This window comes from Streptomyces sp. NPDC059851 (assembly GCF_042732005.1).
GTDB lineage: Bacteria > Actinomycetota > Actinomycetes > Streptomycetales > Streptomycetaceae > Streptomyces.
Map to the genome: position 1 here is coordinate 13,823 of NZ_JBHWJJ010000109.1, position 15,426 is coordinate 29,248.

Here is a 15,426-nt window from a genome sequence, read left to right on the forward strand (position 1 = left end):
AGCTGCCCTGCAGGTGCAGCTGTGTGGGGGGCGAGCGGGCCGACTACTGCCAGCCGAAGTCGTTCTTCGGGGCGGCGGTCACGCTCTGCCAGCCGAAGTCGTTCTTCGGGGCGGCGGTCACGCTCTGCCAGCCGAAGTCGCTCTTCGGGGCGGCGGTCACGCTCTGCCAGCCGAAGTCGTTGGTGCCGAGGTCGACGGCCTGGGCGGTCGAGGAGCCCAGGAGGACGGATCCGGCGGCGAGGACGGTGACCGCGGCGGTCTTGGCGATACGGACGGCGTTCATGTCGGTTGACCTTTCGGCAGACGGGGGAGCTGTGGGACGGATCCGGCCCCGCATCCCGCGGTGACGTGGCGCCGGTGTTGCCTGCCGGGCGGTGTTCCCTGCTGGCGAGAACTACTTTCGTCGCAGGCCAGAGGCGGTGGAAGGGCTTTCCGGTGGACCCAACGGGCCATGTCCCAATGGGGCCAGCAGGGGCACTTCCGCCCTCACCAGTGCCCAGCCGGTCATGCCGGTGTGCTCCCGCAGCAGGCGCCTGCAGACCCCGGCCGCCCGCCCCTCGGCCTCGTGCAGGGACGGCGCCACCAGGAAGAGCCCCAGCACCGGGTGGGGTTCGGCGTACGGATGCGCGGTGACGTGTTCGACGCCTTCGCCGGCCTGCGCGAGGGCGAGTGCGCGGCGGGCCGCGTCGGCCGGGAGGGTGCCGCCGAGGGGCGCCCTGAACTGAGCGTGAATCAGATACATGGTTCTGAGACTGGCAATTTGGGAGCTTCCCAACCAGGGCCGTCGGCTGGCCCCTTGGGGCTCTGGACGGAAGAGGCCAACCGTCCCCTCGGCGCTCCACGCCTAGCCGTGATCGTGCGATGATCAAGAGTGAGGATCACGCATTGGGGGGATGCGCATGTTGACCCTTCTGGGTCTCGACAGAACAACGGAAGCCGTCTACCGCGCGATGCTGGCGCACCCCGGTGACGGCGTGGCGGGACTGTGCACCCGCCTGGACCTGACCGAGGAAGCCGTTCGCTCCGGCCTTGACCAGCTGAGCGAACTGGCCCTGGTCCGGCCCTCGTACGAGGAACCCGGCCGCCTGCGGGCGGTCAGCCCCGAGGTGGGCATGGAGATGCTGCTCGCCCGACAGCAGGCCGAACTCGCCGCACAGCAGCAGCGGATCGAGGCCTCCCGCGCCGCCGCCGCACAGCTCATCTCCGAGTACGCGGACCTGCGGCCGGCGGCCTCCGAGCCCGGCGTCGAGCACTTGGTCGGACTGGACCGGATCCGCGAGCGCCTCACCCTGCTGCACCGCGAGGTCGAGCGCGAGGTGATGGTCTTCGCCCCGGACGGCGAACAGACCCCGGAGAACCTGGAGGCCTCCCGGCCGCTGGACGAGGCCCTGCTGAAGCGGGGGATCCGGATGCGCACGGTCTACCTGGACAGCGTCCGCAACAGCCCGCACACCGTCGCCTACGCGGAATGGCTGGGCCAGCTCGGCCGGCAGGCGCGGACCGTGCCCACCCTGCCGATCCGGATGATCATCACGGACCGGAGCACCGCCGTCATCCCGGTGAACAGCGAGGACACCTCGGCCGGCGCGGTGGTGCTCACCGGGCACGGCACCCTCACCGCCCTCTGCGCACTGTTCGAGAGCGTGTGGGAGGCGGCGAAGCCCTTCGGTGAGAAGGCGCACCGGGACGACGAGAGCGGCCTGACCGACACCGAGTCGACCGCGCTGAAGCTGCTGGCGGACGGGTTCACCGACGAGGCCATCGCCAAGCGGCTGGGGGTCTCGCACCGCACGGCCCGCCGGGTCGCGACGGGCCTGATGGAACGCCTGGGGGCGCGCAGCCGCTTCGAGGCGGGCGTGCGCGCCGTCCGGCAGGGCTGGCTGGCGTAGGCCGGTCCCCGTCCGGAGGCCGCCGCTGCCGGACGGCCGCGGCGGCCCCCAGGGGCGGTCCTTACGACTGGGGCTACGGCTGGGGCTCGAAGTCCCAGTACGGGCGCATCTGCTGGCGGGCCGAGACGGTGTGGACGTGCTGCGGGCCGAGGGTGCGGGTCAGCGCCTTGAGGCCCGCTTCCTCGTGCTTGGCCGCCTCCGTGTCCTCCCGTACCGAGCGCAGGTCCGCGGCCAGGGCGATCTGTGCGCTGAGCGTCATCGGGTGGTCCGGGCCCAGCACCTGCTCGCAGTTGCGCAGCGTCTCGCGGCTGAGGTCCAGAGCGTCCTGGAGGTGCCCGGTGATGTTGCGGTGCCCGGTGGCGTTCAGGGCGCAGCCGAGCGCCCACGGGTGCCGCTCGCCGACCGCGCCCCGCATGCCGACCAGGGCCTGTTCGGCGAGGTTCAGCGCTTCCAGGCGCTCGCCCTGGGCCCGCAGCACCAGGGCGAGGTTGCCGACCGTTCCGATGCTGTACGGGTGGGCGAGGCCCAGCTGCGTCTGGTAGCCCCGCACGACCTCCTCGGAGATCCGCCGGGCCTCACCGATGTCCCCGTACTCGCGCAGGTAGGTGGCGTAGTCGGAGGCGACCATCAGCGTCCAGGGGAACTCGGCGCCGAAGACCCGGGTGGAGCGCTCCAGCACGCTGCGGAGCCGGGCCCCGGCGCCGGGGATGTCCCCGGAGCGGCGCAGGCACATGCCGAGGTTGTGCTCGGCGCGCAGGGTCTGCGGGTGGTTGGGGCCGAGCACCTGGGAGTTGAGCTTGAGGCCCTGCTCCTGCCGGGCGAGGGCCTCGCGGTAGCGTCCCATGAGGCGCAGCCCCATGGCGCAGCCGATCCCGGAGGAGAGGGTGGCGATGTGGCGGACGCGCAGCACGCGTTCGCGGCGGCGCAGGGTGTCGAGGTCGGTCTCGTACGCCTCCTGGTAGCGGCCCAGCAGCCGGAGCACGACGGCGACGTTGTTCTCCGCGTTCAAGGTGGTGGAGTCGTCCTCGCCGAGGAGCTCGCGGTAGCGGGCGAAGGCGTGTTCCAGTAGTTCGCGGGCCTGTTCGAACTTGCCGGTGCCCAGCAGGACGCCCGCGTAGGTGCTGGTGGCGCGCAGGGTCTCCAGGTCGCGGTCGCCGCGTTCGGCGAGGAGCCGGTCGGCGACCGCTTTGGCGAGGGCCTCGGCCCGCTTGAAGTGCCCGAGCATGCGCAGGGCGCCGCCGTAGTGGTAGCTGAGTTCGCGCACCTGGTCGTGGTCGTCGCCGAGCATCGCCCGCCAGACGGTGTCGGTCTGCTCGGCCAGGCGGAGGCAGGTGCGGTACTCGCCGGCGAGGATCAGGTAGCGCAGGCAGTTCAGCAGGAAGTTCTGGATCCGCGGGTTGCTGCTGGTCAGCACGCCGGCGGTCTCCAGGTGCGGGATCAGCTCGGCGAAGCGGGGCCACAGCCGGGAATCGGAGGGCCGGCCGGGGTCGGCGGCGGCGAGGACCTGTCGGACGGCGCGGGCGAGCGGTCCGGCCTCCTCCTCGGAGAGGTTCTCGCGGACGATGCCGTGCACCATGCGGTGGAGCTGTACGGTCTCCAGTCCGCCGCCGCCCTCCTCCACGGACAGGTCGGAGTACTCCAGGCGGACGACGGAGAACTGCACCAGCTTGTTGAGGGCGGCGTTCCACCGGATCTGGTCGTTGATCAGCCCGGCGAGCTGCTCGGGCACGTCGTCGGCGGGGAACTCGCGCAGCAGCCGCAGCGGCACCGGACCGGGCGCGAAGAACACGAACAGGCGGAGCAGGGCGAGGGCGTCGGGGAAGTTCTCACGGACGTTGTTGAGCAGTATCGCGAGGGCGGTGGGGAAGGGCAGCGGGTAGTCGTCGGAGACGGTGACGGCCTCGTGGGAGTCCAGGCGGCGGCGCAGCAGCGCGAGGTAGTCGTCGACCGTCAGCGGGGAGTCGGCGAGCCAGCCGGCGGTCTGGTCGAGGGCGAGCGGGTAGTCCTCCAGGGCCTCGGCGAGCTGGTCGGCCTCCTCGCCGGTGAGCCGGCGGGCCCGGCGGCGGATGAAGGTGACCGACTCGGGCCGGGCGTAGAGCGGGACCTCGACGAGGCTCGTGTGCCGGGAGGCCCACTCGCGGTTGCGGGAGGTGATGATGACGTCGCCGGCACCGGACGGGAGCATATCGGTGAGGTCGTCTGGGTTGTCGCAACCGTCGAAGACCATCAGCCAGCGGTTGTACGGGGAGCCGCGCCGCAGCGCCTCCAGGACGGACCGGATCTGCTCGCCGTAGCTGCCGGCGCCGCGCGGCAGGCCCAGTTCGGGGGCGAGGTCGGCGAGCCGCTCGCGCAGGGTCGGCCGGTCCTCGGCGGGGACCCACCACACGACGTCGTACTCGGAGGCGAAGCGGTAGGCGTACTCGGTGGCGACCTGGGTCTTGCCGACGCCCGACAGGCCCAGCAGGGTGACGGTGGAGGCGCCGGGGGGTGCCTCGCTGAGGGCGGCGCGCAGTTTTCCGATGACGTCGTTGCGGCCGGTGAAGCGGGGGTTGCGGCGCGGGACGCGGCCCCAGATCTCCGGGGGGTCGTTGGGGAAGCGGGGGCCGCGGCGGCCGGTCTCGGTGCCGACCCGGTCGGTGGGCAGGTCCAGGCGGCGCAGGACGCGGTACTCGGCCTCGTACGCGTCCAGGCCCCACAGGTCGGTCTTCTCCAGGACGGCGACCGCGCTGGGCAGCGGGGCGTCGGTGAGGCAGACGGCGGCGAACCGGCCGGGGTGGCTGTCGGTGATCGTGCGCAGTGCGGTGTTCCACTCCCCGTCGGTGTGGGTGCCGGCGGAGAAGTACCGTTCGCTGAGGACGAGGAGGACGCGGCTGCCGCTGCGGGCCAAGTCGTCGAGGGCCTGGGTGAGCCCGCCCTCGGACTTCGGGTCCCAGCGCTGGAGGGCGACGCGGTGGCCGTGCTCCTCCAGCCGGTGGGCGATCCACACGGCCCAGGGCCGGTTGAAGCCGGCGAAGCTGATGAGGAAGCGCTGCGGCCGCGCGGGGGCCGGGTCGCGCTCCTGCCGAATACCGGTGGTCATGCGGCCGTCTCCCTGGAATCCGGGCGGTGGACGGGGATGAAAAGGTACCGCAGCCGACGGTCCGTCAGCCCTGTCCGGCAGGGGCGAGTTCGGGGTGTTCCGCGTACCAGGCGCGGCGGGCCCGGTCGACGGCGCGGCGGGCGGCGGCGTACTGGTCCCCGGGCGGCGGCAGCTCGTCCATGGCTTGCTCGGCCGCGGCCATCGCATCGGTGAACGCGTGTCCGGTCGGAGTCAGTTGGGGGTGGGTGCGGAGTACGGGGAGGACGGCGGCCACCTGGGCGCGGATCCGGGCGTGCTGGGCCCAGGCGCCACGGGCGCCGAAGAGGGCCGCGCGCTGCCAGTAGCCGGCCAGGGCCAGGTGGGCGTAAGCGCCGTGCAGGAGCCCTTCCAGCGGGCGGGGGTCGGTGCGCCAGGGTGCCCAGTGGCGGGGGGTGCCGTCGGCGGTGTGCAGGGTGAGGACGTCGGCGAGGGCGGTGAGCTTGCCGTGCTGGACCTCGTGGACGAGGGTGGCGGCCAGTGCGGGCGGGGCCTGCGTGCGGGCGAGGACGGAGCCGGCGGCCGCGGGCAGGGTGGCGCCGTTCGAACGGGAGCCGCCGGCCAGCGGGACCACGGAGCGCAGCAGCAGGCCCGTCTCGCCCGCGCGGGCGGTGTCGTACCGCTCCAGCAGGGTGAGGGCGCCCGCCCACTGGGTGTCCCAGCGCTTGTGGCCCTTGGGGGTGAGGCGGCGGGCGGCGCGGACGGGCGCGGGGCGGACGTGGCCGAGGGCCCGGTACGGGTCGAGGTCGTCGAGGGCGGTGCGGCCTCCGGGCAGGAGGTGCAGGGGCAGGGTGGCGGGATCGTCGGGGTCCCAGGAGCGTTCGGTGAGGGCGAGCGGCCCGGGCCGGGGCGGGCGCAGCAGACCGAGGGTGGGGAGCGCGAGGCGACCGCCGACGGGCCGCAGGGTGGCCTTGAAGGCGATCCCGGCGCGCAGGGCGGCGGCGACGGCGAGGGCGCCGAGGTGGCCGAGGTCGGCGGCGGGCCCGTGCGGGGCGTGCAGCCGGCGCAGTGTCTCCTCGGCCCAGACGCCGGTGGCCGGGTAGTGCAGGACGTCGCGTACGGCGTCGGGTTCGTGCCGCTCGGCCTCCTCCAGGAGGGCCCAGTGGTCCGCGGCCTCGCCGGACCGCCCGCCGGGGGCGGCGTCGAGCACGGCGCGGAGCAGGACCAGCCGTTTGGAGCGGCGGACGTCGCGGACGAGGCGGGTGCCCTCGGCGGAGGGTTCGGTGGAGGCGAGGGCGCGCAGGACGGGCGGGGTGACGGTGAAGGCGGCGGGGGCGTCGGTCATGAGGCGGCCGCCCGGGGAAGGGCCGCCCGCCGGCCGGGCGCGTGACCGGCGGCAGGGGCGGCGGGAGCTGCGGCCCGGCCGGCGCCCGGAGCGGCCGTGCGGTCGGCGGCCCGGTGGAGGGCGGCGGCGACGTGCCGGATGACGGCCTGGAGGTCGTCGCAGTAGACGGACGGCTGCCGGAAGCCCTCGCCGGCGCGGTAGCGGTGCGGGTAGTGGCCACCGCCGCAGACGGCGACCAGTTCGCAGCCGCGACAGGGGTCGGCGAGGGCCGCCGCCCCGAGCTGGCGGGCGGCCAGCCCCGGGTGGTCGAGGAACTCGTCGAAGCTGTGGGTCGCGAGCGCCATCCCGGTGGCGGCCGCCCCCTCGTACGCGGATTTGAGCGAGTCGGCCTGCTCCAGGGTGCCGTCGGTCTCGATCACGGCGGTGGCGGCGGGGGCGAGGCCGAGGGTCTCGGTGGCGGCGGGCAGTCCGAGCAGCAGGGCGATGATCTCCTCGAACAACCGGATCCGGGTCCGCAGCGCCCCGTCGTGCCACCAGCGTTCGAACACGGCGATCAGCCAGTCCGCGTACGGGGTGGCGCCCGGGCCGCTGCCCGGCGGCGGGGTGCTCCAGTTGGCCAGCGGCAGCAGCAGGCCGATGCTCGGCGGGGCGAAGGCGAGCAGGGATTCGTACGTCCGCACCGGGTCCTGGCCGGGGTCGACCACGCACAGCACGCCGGCGTAGCTCTCGGGGTGCCGGGCGAGCAGCCGCAGCCCGCGGGCGGCCGCCCCGAACCCGGGCCGCCCGGCACGGTCCACGCGGCGCGTGTTGTGCTCGGGCAGTCCCCCGTCGAGGCTGACCCCGACGCGGATCCCGGCGGCGGCGAGGGCGGCGAGCCGGCCGCGGGTGAGCAGGGTGCCGTTGGTCTGGACGGTGGCGGTGACCCTGGTCCGCGGGGAGGCCGTGCGCAGGGCGGCCCGTACGGCATCGACGGGCGCGGCCAGCTCGGCGGGGGCGGTGAGCAGCGGTTCGCCGCCGTGCAGAACGAGGTCGACCCGGTTCAGGCCGTGCGCGGCGGCGTGCTCGGCGATGCGCTCGGCGGCGCGGGCGACGGTCCCGGGGGACATGGCTGCGGGGCGGCCGCGCCAGCTCTGGTCGGCCATCTCGTACACGTAGCAGTAGGTGCAGGCGAGGTTGCAGCGGCTGCGGGTCTTGAAGACGAACTGCCTCACCGGGTGCGGGCGGTGGCCGGCCGCGCGGAGCGCGGGGACGTCGAGCAGGGCATAGGGCCAGGGGGCGTGTGCCCGGTGCGCGGGCAGCGCGGACCCGCTCCTGTCCGTGTGCCCCATAGCCCGCACCTCCTCCCCCGACCGCCTGCCCCGGCGGACGGTCCATCCCTGCCCGGGGTTCGGCCGCCGCTAACGGCGGAAACGGGTCAACTGTGGGTGCTCTGCGTGGCCTTGGGAATGCGGTGCGTGAGCGGCCGCTCAGCTGACGCCCGAGTCGAAGGCGTTGAGGATCTCGGCGGGGTGGGTCACGCGTTCCACCATGGCCTCGATCACCCGGGCCAGCACGGGGTGGTCGATCCCGCGCAGGGCGACCAGGTCGTATCCGGACAGATCGGGGAGGCGGGCCGGGCAGGCGGCGGCCGCCCGTGCCCCGGCGGGCGGGGCCGCCGCGGGGGCCGCCGCGGTGTCGGTGCCTGCGCGTGTCCCCCGTTCCGCGTCGTGCTCCGCATCCGCGTCCGCGTCCGTCTCCGTCTCCGTCTCCGGGTCCGTGTCCCTGTCCGGGCCCCTCTCCGTGTCCGTTTCCGTGCCCACCTGCGTGTCGTCCGGGGTCCTTTCCCCTGCCGTCTGTGCCGCCGCCTCCGTACGCGGTGCCTGATGCCGGATCACCATGGGCTGCTCGTCCCCCTGTTGAGTCGCCGTACCGAATCCGTGTGGTGTCGCGGTGTCCGATGCTCCGCCCGTTTGAACCTGTTCCCGTCCGCAGGCCCTTCACGCCCCGGGGGCCGCTGTCACAGCCCGGCCTCCAGGGTGCGGACCCGGGAGGCCAGTGCGTCCCGGCGGTCCGCGACCGCCTCCCCGAGCCCCCGCCACAGCTCCAGGGCCGACCGGTAGGCGTCGAGCGCGGCCCGGGGACGGGCCAGCCGCTCCAACACCCCGCCCCGCAGCTCCTGGACCCTGGCCGCCAGTTCGACGGCGACCTCCCGGCGCTCCGCACGGTCGGCCTCCAGGGCCGCCCGCCAGGCCCGCCGGTAGGAGTCCGCGGCCCGGTCGAGCCGGTCCAGGGCCCGGGTGTGGGCGTGGATCTCCTGCTGGACGTCCCCGTGCTCCCGCCAGGCGCGCGCCTGCTCCAGCGGGCTGCGGCTGTGCCGGACGGCCAGCTCCAGCAGGTACTCCGCCTCCCGCAGGTCGACGACGTCGCCCTCGTAGCCGTGCCGCAGCCGCAGCCCCTCCGCGAGGCGCACGAGCCGGTGCGCCGAGCGGGCGTCGGACTGCGGGATCGCCGCCCGGCTGTCGCGCAGCACCCGTACGGCCGCCGAGGTGAACCGCCGCCCGCCGGCGGACCGGGCCCGCTCCAGGAGTACGTCGCCCCACTCGGGCAGCAGCTCCGCGTAGGCCTCCGCGTCGCGGGGGATCAGCCGGCGGGCGCGGCCGTACGCGTCGGCCGCGTCCTCCAGCGCCGCCGGGTCCCCGTCGCGCGCGGACCGGGCCCGGTGCACGCGGGCCAGGCACACCAGCGCGGCGAGCCGGAGCTCGGGGTCCCCGCCGGCCTCGGCCAGCGCCCGGGCCAGCTGGCCGGAAGCCTCCTCCAACCGGGCGGGCAGGTAGCGCAGGGCCGCGGCCAGGTCCACCCGTAGCCGCGCGGCCTCCGCCCGCGCCCTGTCCTGCGCCGGCCCGTCGGCCCCGGCGGAGCCCGGGCCCGCCCCGCCGCCCGGCCCGGCCCCGGTGGTGCCGGGCGCGGCCCCCGCCCTCGCGGGGCCGGCTACGCCCGGGGCGGGTCCCGGGACGGGGACCGGCGGTGCGCCCGCTGCTCGGGTACCGGCGGCGGGGCCCGCGCCGCTGTCCCCGTCGGCACCGCCCGGGTCCGCCCCCGGTGGGGCATCGGCCGCTGCTCCGGCGGCCCCGGCCTCCCGGGCCGCCTCCGGCAGCCCCGACGCCAGGTGTCCGGCGGCCTGTACGGCCAGGGCCGTGCGTTCCACCGGGTCGGGGGTGCGGGGCAGCAGGGCCAGCAGCACCCGCCCCAGGGGCGGCCGCAGGGGATCCTCGGCCCCGGCCCGCTGCCCGACACCCTGCCCGGCCAGGGCCTCCAGCACGGCCCGCGCCTGGAGCAGGGGGATCGGGTCGTCGCGCAACTCCCCCAGTCCGACCAGGGCCTGGGCCTGCCGCACCACGCAGTCCTCCCGCAGCCGCGCATCGCCGTCCGGGGCCGCGGCCGCGGCGCCGAACTCCCGCTCGGCGGCGGCAAGCAGCTCCGCGGCCAGCAGCTCCGCCTCGGGCCGCTCGGCCGGCACCGCCAGCGCCCGCTCGTAGAGCACCCGGCCGCGCACCGCCCGGGCCGGTGCGGTGTGGAGCCCGTTGACCGCCTGCTCGGCCTCGGCCAGCAGCTCCGGGTCCCGCTGCCGGGCCCACAGCCGCAGCAGCGCCCCGGCCAGCTCGCACTCGGCCTCGCCCGCCGGGTCGTCGGGGCCCGCCGGGGCGGCCACCGCGCGGCGCAGCACCGCGACGGCCTCGTACAGGCCGCGTTGGGCTCCGGCGCCCCCTTGGCGGTCCTGGGCGGCGAGCCGGTCGCGGGCCGTGCGCACCGCCCAGCCCCGCCCGGGCGGTGGCGCGGCGGGCTCCGGGCCGGCGGCGCCCCGTGCGGGCGGGCCGGGCAGGTACCGGCGTACGACGCGGGCGGAGACCTCGGCGAAGGCCTGCGGGAGCGGCCCGGAGGGGACCCGCCCGTCGACGGCCTCCTCGACCACGGGTTCCCCGGTGAGCTGGGACACGGCGAGCGCCGGGAAGTTGCGCACCCCGCGCCCGAAGTGCGCGAGGACGTACTCCGAGCAGTGCTTGAGGACGAGGGCGGCCTCGTCCCGGCCGAGCGGCCCCAGCAGCACGTCCTGCACGCCGGGGGTGAACTCGTACCACTGGCCGGGGGTCGGGCCGCGCCGCAGCAGCCCGCTGAGCAGCACCTCCGCCAGGTCGGAGGGTTCGGAGTCGGGCAGCATGGTGCGCTGGACGAGCCGCATGACGGGCAGGGTCAGCGGGGCCGCCGCCAGGTAGACGGCGAGCTGTACGGCGCGCGGCGAGGCGGAGGAGTAGAAGCGTCGCACCAGTTCGCGCGGCGGCCGCACGGCCGGCGGCGGCGGAACGGGCGCGGCCGGGTGGTCGGCGAGGACCCGGCCCACCTCGGCCGGTACGGACCCGGTGCCGAACCCGGCGATGAGGCGGGCCCAGGCGCCGAGCGCGCCGGCGTTCGGTGGGAGCACGGGCAGGGTGAGGCCGCCGCGGAGCCGGCCGGGGCGGGCGGGCCGGTCGGGCCGGAACCTGAGCATGCCGGCGGCGCCCTCGACCCGGGTGAGGGTGCCCCGCTCGGTCGGCAGCCAGCTGCGGTTCCACAGCCTCTGCGGCAGCGGCTGGACGATGACGCAGGGCGTGCATTCGGCCCACCGGTGCAGGATCCGCTGGGCCTCGCCCTCGCGCCACAGGGGCCCCGCGCAGTCGGAGACGACCATGGCGAGGGAGCGGCCGCTGGGATCGCGGAGCTGGTCACCGGAGCGCAGCCGGGTGCCGGGGACGGGGGCCTGCCCGAGGGCGGCGCGGCCGTCGGCGAGCCGGTGCAGGTAGTGCACCTGTACGTCACGGAAGGCCCCGAGGCGTTCGCAGACGCCGCGCAGCTCCTCGAACATGTCCTGCCACACGGCCATCGAGGGCGAGGCGTCCATCACCAGCCGGACGGTGGCCTCGCGGCGGCTCTCGGGCCGCAGGACGGGGATGACGAGCCCGAGGGCGCGGGCGCTGGCCTCGGCGGTGGCCGGTTCGTCGAGGACGAGCCGGGTGGGCCGGCCGGGCGGGCGGTGCCGCTGGAGGGAGCGCAGGGAGCGCTGTATCTCCAGGATCCGGGGCAGCGCGGCCGCTCCGGGGACCCGTACGGGCACGCCCGCGCCGCTGGGGAAGGCGGCGGCCTCCTCGGCGGCGGTGCCGCGCAGGCGGGCGGCGTAGAGCCGGACCGGGTCCTCGGGCCCGGGCCAGACCTGCGCGGGCAGGTCCTCGGACGGCGGCTCGTCCTGCCGCGCCGGCCGGCGTACGGGACGGGCGGTACCGGCGGGGGTGGCGCAGGGGCCGGGCGGGCCCATCCGGCCGGCGAGCCAGAGCGCATCGGCGAGTTCCTCGGCGGAGGGGTCGAGTCCGGCGGTGCGCAGCAGGGCGGCGAGGTCGCGGAGCTCGGGGGGTGCCGGAGCGGGCTGCCCGGCGGGGGCGGGCCGTCCGGCGGGGGCGGGAGGGGGCGGCATGGGGGTCACCTCGGGCGGTCGAGGCGCTGGATGAGCAGGTCGGCGAGGTCCTCCCGGGTGGGCGGGGAGGCGTGGTGGGTGAGGTAGATGGCGTTCAGGAGCTGGTCGGCGGCGACGAGTTCGGACTGGGAGCGGCTGAGGAACTCGCGGATCAGGTCGGCTCCGAGCCGGGCGGCGTCCTCACCGAGGTGGGCGCGGACCATGGTGGCGAGGCGTTTCTCGCCGGGCTGTCCGAGTTTGAGCTGGATGCACCGGCGCAGCAGGGCGGCGGGGAAGTCCCGTTCGCCGTTGCTGGTCAGGATGATGAAGGGGAAGGCCCGGCAGCGGACCCGGCCGTCCCGGACGGTGACCTTGGCGCCGTCGTCGGTGAGGACCTGCACCTCGGGCTGGGCGTCGGCGACGCGTTCCAGTTCGGGGAGGGAGAACTCGCCCTCCTCCAGGACGTTGAGGAGGTCGTTGGGCAGGTCGATGTCGCTCTTGTCGAGCTCGTCGATGAGCAGGACGCGGGGCCGCCGGTTCGGCAGCAGGGCGGTGCCGAGCGGTCCGAGCCGGATGTACGTGCCGATTCCGGGGGCGCCCCCGGGGCTGCCGCCGCTCGCGGCGATCTGTACGTCCTGGAGCCGGGCGATGGCGTCGTACCGGTACAGGCCCTCTTGGAGCACGGTCCGGGAGACGACCGGCCAGCGCAGCACGCGGCCGAGTTTGAGTTCGTGGGCGACGGCGTGCGCGAGGGTGGACTTGCCGGTGCCGGGGTATCCGGTCACGAGCAGCGGCCGGCGCAGGTACAGGGCCGCGTTGACGGCCTCCAGCTCCTCGGGCTCGGGCCGGTGGAGCTCGGCGGCCTGCCGGTGCGCGCCGAGCCGGCGGGCGACGTTGCCGTCGCCCGTGGCGGCCGGCGACGGGGGTTCGCCGACGGGCCCGCCGTCGAAGTCCCTCCAGGGCGGCGGGTCGGGCAGGGTGTCGATGCCGTCGTGGGGCTCGCCGACCCCCCGGTAGATGAGCCATTCCTCGTTCACGTCCGTCCCCTCCCGTGTCCCCTCCCGCCCGTCACAGGTCCCCCTGCAGCGGCTCTTCGTCGGGCAGGGCGCGGGCCGGGTCCTCCCAGACGAGGGCCATCCCGTTCGCCCAGTAGGCGTCGGGGTCCGCCCCGTGGGCGCGGGCCCGCAGTGCCTGGAGCCGCACCGGCAGTGGTGCGCCCCGCCCAGCCTCGGTCAGCTCCTCGCGCAGTCCGCGGTGGAACGGCGCGCAGGACTCCCCCGGGTCGGCCGGGGGCCGCCGGGTGACCGCCGCCCCGTAGCCGGCGTCGCGGACCGCGTACAGGGATCCGCGGGTGGGTTCCGCGTCGGCGGCCCGGCAGTGCACCGGCACGGTGTTGTCCGCGAGTCCGTCCAGCCAGGCGGGGGACGGGGTGCGGGGCCTGCCGCGGGCGCAGTCGGCGCGCTCGTCCAGCAGCGGCCCGGCCTGGACGCGGGCCCAGCGGTCGGCCCTGCGGTGGGCGGTGTCGGCGTCGGCGGGGTGGGCCCCGTCCCGTCCGGCGGGGTAGCGCAGGACGACGGGCCGCTGGACACCGAGCGGGGTGCGCCCGGTCAGGATCCAGGTGTCCACCGGCAGGCCGAACAGTTCGGGGGCGACGGCGACTTCGAGGACGGCGGCCGCTTCGTGGGTGTCGCAGCGGCGGAAGGCCTCGGCGAGGGCGTCGCGGACCGCTTCCGGCAGTCCGGCCCGGGTGGCGCGGACCCCGGAGCCGACCGGGGTGACCCGTCCGGGGTGGGCGGGGCCGGCCAGGACGGAGACGCGCCAGTCGTAGACGTCCTCCCAGCCGTGCGCCCAGGCCTCCAGCAGGACGGAGGGCCCCTGCGGCAGGGTGCCGCCGGGCCGTCCCGGGCCGGGGGCGCCGTGCGCGGTGCGGGCGCGGCGTCGGCGCTCCCGTTCGACCAGGCCCTGGTCGCGGCGTTCACCGAGCTCCCGGCGCAGGGGCCGCCACAGCCGTTCGGCGGTGGCCCGGACCCAGTCCCACAGCTCCTCGTCGGCGTCGGGGGCGGGCGGCTCGCGGAAGTCGGCGACGCTGACGTCGGTGGCGTAGCGCAGCATGGCGGCGGCCTCTCCGGCGCCGCCGGGCGGGTCGTGGAGCATGCCGAGGCCGTCGCGCCAGCTCAGCGGGGCGGGCAGGGCCGGGTCGGGCTCCTCGCCGCGGGCCGCCTCGACGAGGGCCCGGACGGCTTCGGAGGACGGGGGCGGCGGTAACTCGGCGAGCAGTCCGCACAGGGTGGTGCGTTCGGCGGGGGTCAGTCGGCCCGCCGCCGTGTGGGGATCGCCGGTGGCGGGGAGTCCGCCGGGGCCGGCGGCGGCGCGGGCGGCGCCGAGGGCGCCGAGTTCGCCGTGCAGGTCGGTCCAGGTGCGGCGGGTGTCGAGGTCGCTGACGTGCTGGTCGTAGTGGTACAGGTCGTGGGCCTGCATCACCCGGCGGTAGAGGCCGACCTGGCCGGTGGCGGCCAGGGGCAGGGTGCGCAGCTGGATGACGGAGACGGCGAGCCCGCCGCCTCCGGTGTGCCGGCGGGCCTTGACGACGCCGACGACCTCGCCGTGGACCAGGTCCACGACGGGCCCTCCGGACATGCCGGGTTCGATCTCGTCGTCGTCGCCGAGGCGCAGGGCGGCCCCGCCGGCCGCGGTCCCCCGCAGCCGGGTGGTGCGGCCGGTGATCTCCGGTGTGCCGAGGTCCTCGGTGCAGCCGAAGTAGGCGACCTCGTCGAGTCGGGGCCGGGCACGGTCGGTGAGGCGTACGCAGGCGTGGGAAACGGGGGCGAGTACGCGGACGAGGGCGAGGTCGGGGAGGTCCCACAGGGCGCGGCGGGCGGGCCGCCGCTCTTCGAGCCGTTCGGGCAGGACGCATTCGACGCGGCCGGTGACGGTCCCGGTGGTGCGGGGGCCGGAGGAGAAGGTGATGCCGAGCTCACGTCCCACGAGACGCACCGCAGCACCCCCTTCGCCGACGACGTGCGCGCAGGTCAGGACCCAGCCGGGCGCGACGAAGAAGCCGCTCCCCCAGGTGGGGCCGGTCCCAGGGGGTGCATACCCGTCGGGGGCGGCGTGGACGCGTACGGTCGCGGCCTGGACGAGGGGTTCGAGGAGTTCGAAGGCACGTGCGGAGCCGCCGGTGCGCGCGTCTGGCATCCCCCGCCCCTCTCAAGATTGAAAAGGCACTCCAGGCTAGCGCCGGGGCCGCTCGGAGGGGAGGTCTCGCCGGTTATGCGGATTATCCTGGCGGGAAACATCCGCATGCACATCTTCATCACGGCACGGAGCCCGACTTGTACTTCACCGATCGAGGCATCGAGGAGCTGGAGAAGCGGCGCGGCGAGGAGGAGGTCACTTTCGAGTGGCTGGCCGAGCAGCTGCGCACGTTCGTCGACCTGAACCCGGACTTCGAGGTCCCGGTGGAGCGGCTGGCCACGTGGCTGGCGCGGCTGGACGACGAGGACGACGAGGACGAGTGAGACCGGCGGGACCTGCGGCGCGAGCGCGCGGGGCCCGCTGCGGCGGGGGGGGGCCCCCCCGGGGGCGGGGGGGCCCCCCCGGGGCGGGGGGGGGGGGGGGGCGGCGGGCCGGGGGTACCCCAAAAACTAGGAGCAATCAGGGGGGGGTGGGCGGGGGGAAA

At 75.9% G+C, this 15,426-nt stretch carries 11 protein-coding genes; 2 read left to right on the top strand and 9 right to left on the bottom strand.

The annotated features are described in order from the left end of the window. Positions 1-43: 43 nt before the first annotated feature. Together ACFV7Q_RS28750 and ACFV7Q_RS28755 are read right to left on the bottom strand one after the other, a co-directional pair. Entirely contained in the window at positions 44-283 is a 240-nt protein-coding gene (locus ACFV7Q_RS28750; protein ID WP_385432651.1) for a hypothetical protein, read from the bottom strand. A 111-nt stretch (positions 284-394) separates the two neighbouring features. Further along, positions 395-742 carry a hypothetical protein gene (locus tag ACFV7Q_RS28755; protein WP_385432653.1) on the bottom strand — a complete coding sequence of 116 codons (348 nt, stop codon included), beginning with the start codon at positions 740-742 and terminating at the stop codon, positions 395-397. A 157-nt stretch (positions 743-899) separates the two neighbouring features. Here ACFV7Q_RS28755 and ACFV7Q_RS28760 point away from each other — a divergent pair, with 157 nt between their 5' ends. Continuing rightward, complete coding sequence (locus ACFV7Q_RS28760) at positions 900-1,889, top strand: LuxR C-terminal-related transcriptional regulator (RefSeq protein ID WP_385432655.1); 990 nt, start codon at positions 900-902, stop codon at positions 1,887-1,889. 73 nt (positions 1,890-1,962) lie between these two features. Here the strand turns inward: ACFV7Q_RS28760 and fxsT are convergent, their stop codons facing one another. From fxsT to ACFV7Q_RS28795, 7 genes are all read right to left on the bottom strand, one after another. After that, complete coding sequence (gene fxsT / locus ACFV7Q_RS28765; protein ID WP_385432656.1) at positions 1,963-4,968, bottom strand: FxSxx-COOH system tetratricopeptide repeat protein; 3,006 nt, start codon at positions 4,966-4,968, stop codon at positions 1,963-1,965. A 64-nt stretch (positions 4,969-5,032) separates the two neighbouring features. Then, positions 5,033-6,289, bottom strand: a complete 1,257-nt coding sequence (locus ACFV7Q_RS28770; protein ID WP_385432658.1) for an HEXXH motif domain-containing protein — start codon at positions 6,287-6,289, stop codon at positions 5,033-5,035. After that, entirely contained in the window at positions 6,286-7,617 is a 1,332-nt protein-coding gene (locus ACFV7Q_RS28775) for an FxsB family cyclophane-forming radical SAM/SPASM peptide maturase (RefSeq protein ID WP_385432660.1), read from the bottom strand. The genes ACFV7Q_RS28770 and ACFV7Q_RS28775 overlap by 4 nt, the downstream gene beginning before the upstream one ends. Before the next feature lie 138 nt (positions 7,618-7,755). Further along, a complete protein-coding gene (gene fxsA / locus ACFV7Q_RS28780; protein WP_385432662.1) occupies positions 7,756-8,088 on the bottom strand; it encodes an FxSxx-COOH cyclophane-containing RiPP peptide in 333 nt (110 codons plus the stop codon). A 197-nt stretch (positions 8,089-8,285) separates the two neighbouring features. After that, on the bottom strand, positions 8,286-11,768 hold the full coding sequence (locus ACFV7Q_RS28785) for an SAV_2336 N-terminal domain-related protein (RefSeq protein ID WP_385432664.1): 3,483 nt from the start codon (positions 11,766-11,768) through the stop codon (positions 8,286-8,288). Between the two features lie 5 nt (positions 11,769-11,773). Then, complete coding sequence (locus ACFV7Q_RS28790) at positions 11,774-12,784, bottom strand: AAA family ATPase (RefSeq protein WP_385432666.1); 1,011 nt, start codon at positions 12,782-12,784, stop codon at positions 11,774-11,776. Positions 12,785-12,815: 31 nt separating this feature from the next. After that, positions 12,816-14,942 (bottom strand): trypsin-like peptidase domain-containing protein, encoded by a 2,127-nt coding sequence (locus tag ACFV7Q_RS28795; RefSeq protein WP_385432668.1) that lies wholly within the window; start codon positions 14,940-14,942, stop codon positions 12,816-12,818. A 137-nt stretch (positions 14,943-15,079) separates the two neighbouring features. Here ACFV7Q_RS28795 and ACFV7Q_RS28800 point away from each other — a divergent pair, with 137 nt between their 5' ends. After that, positions 15,080-15,265 (top strand): DUF6104 family protein, encoded by a 186-nt coding sequence (locus ACFV7Q_RS28800; protein WP_010061466.1) that lies wholly within the window; start codon positions 15,080-15,082, stop codon positions 15,263-15,265. Positions 15,266-15,426 lie beyond the last annotated feature (161 nt).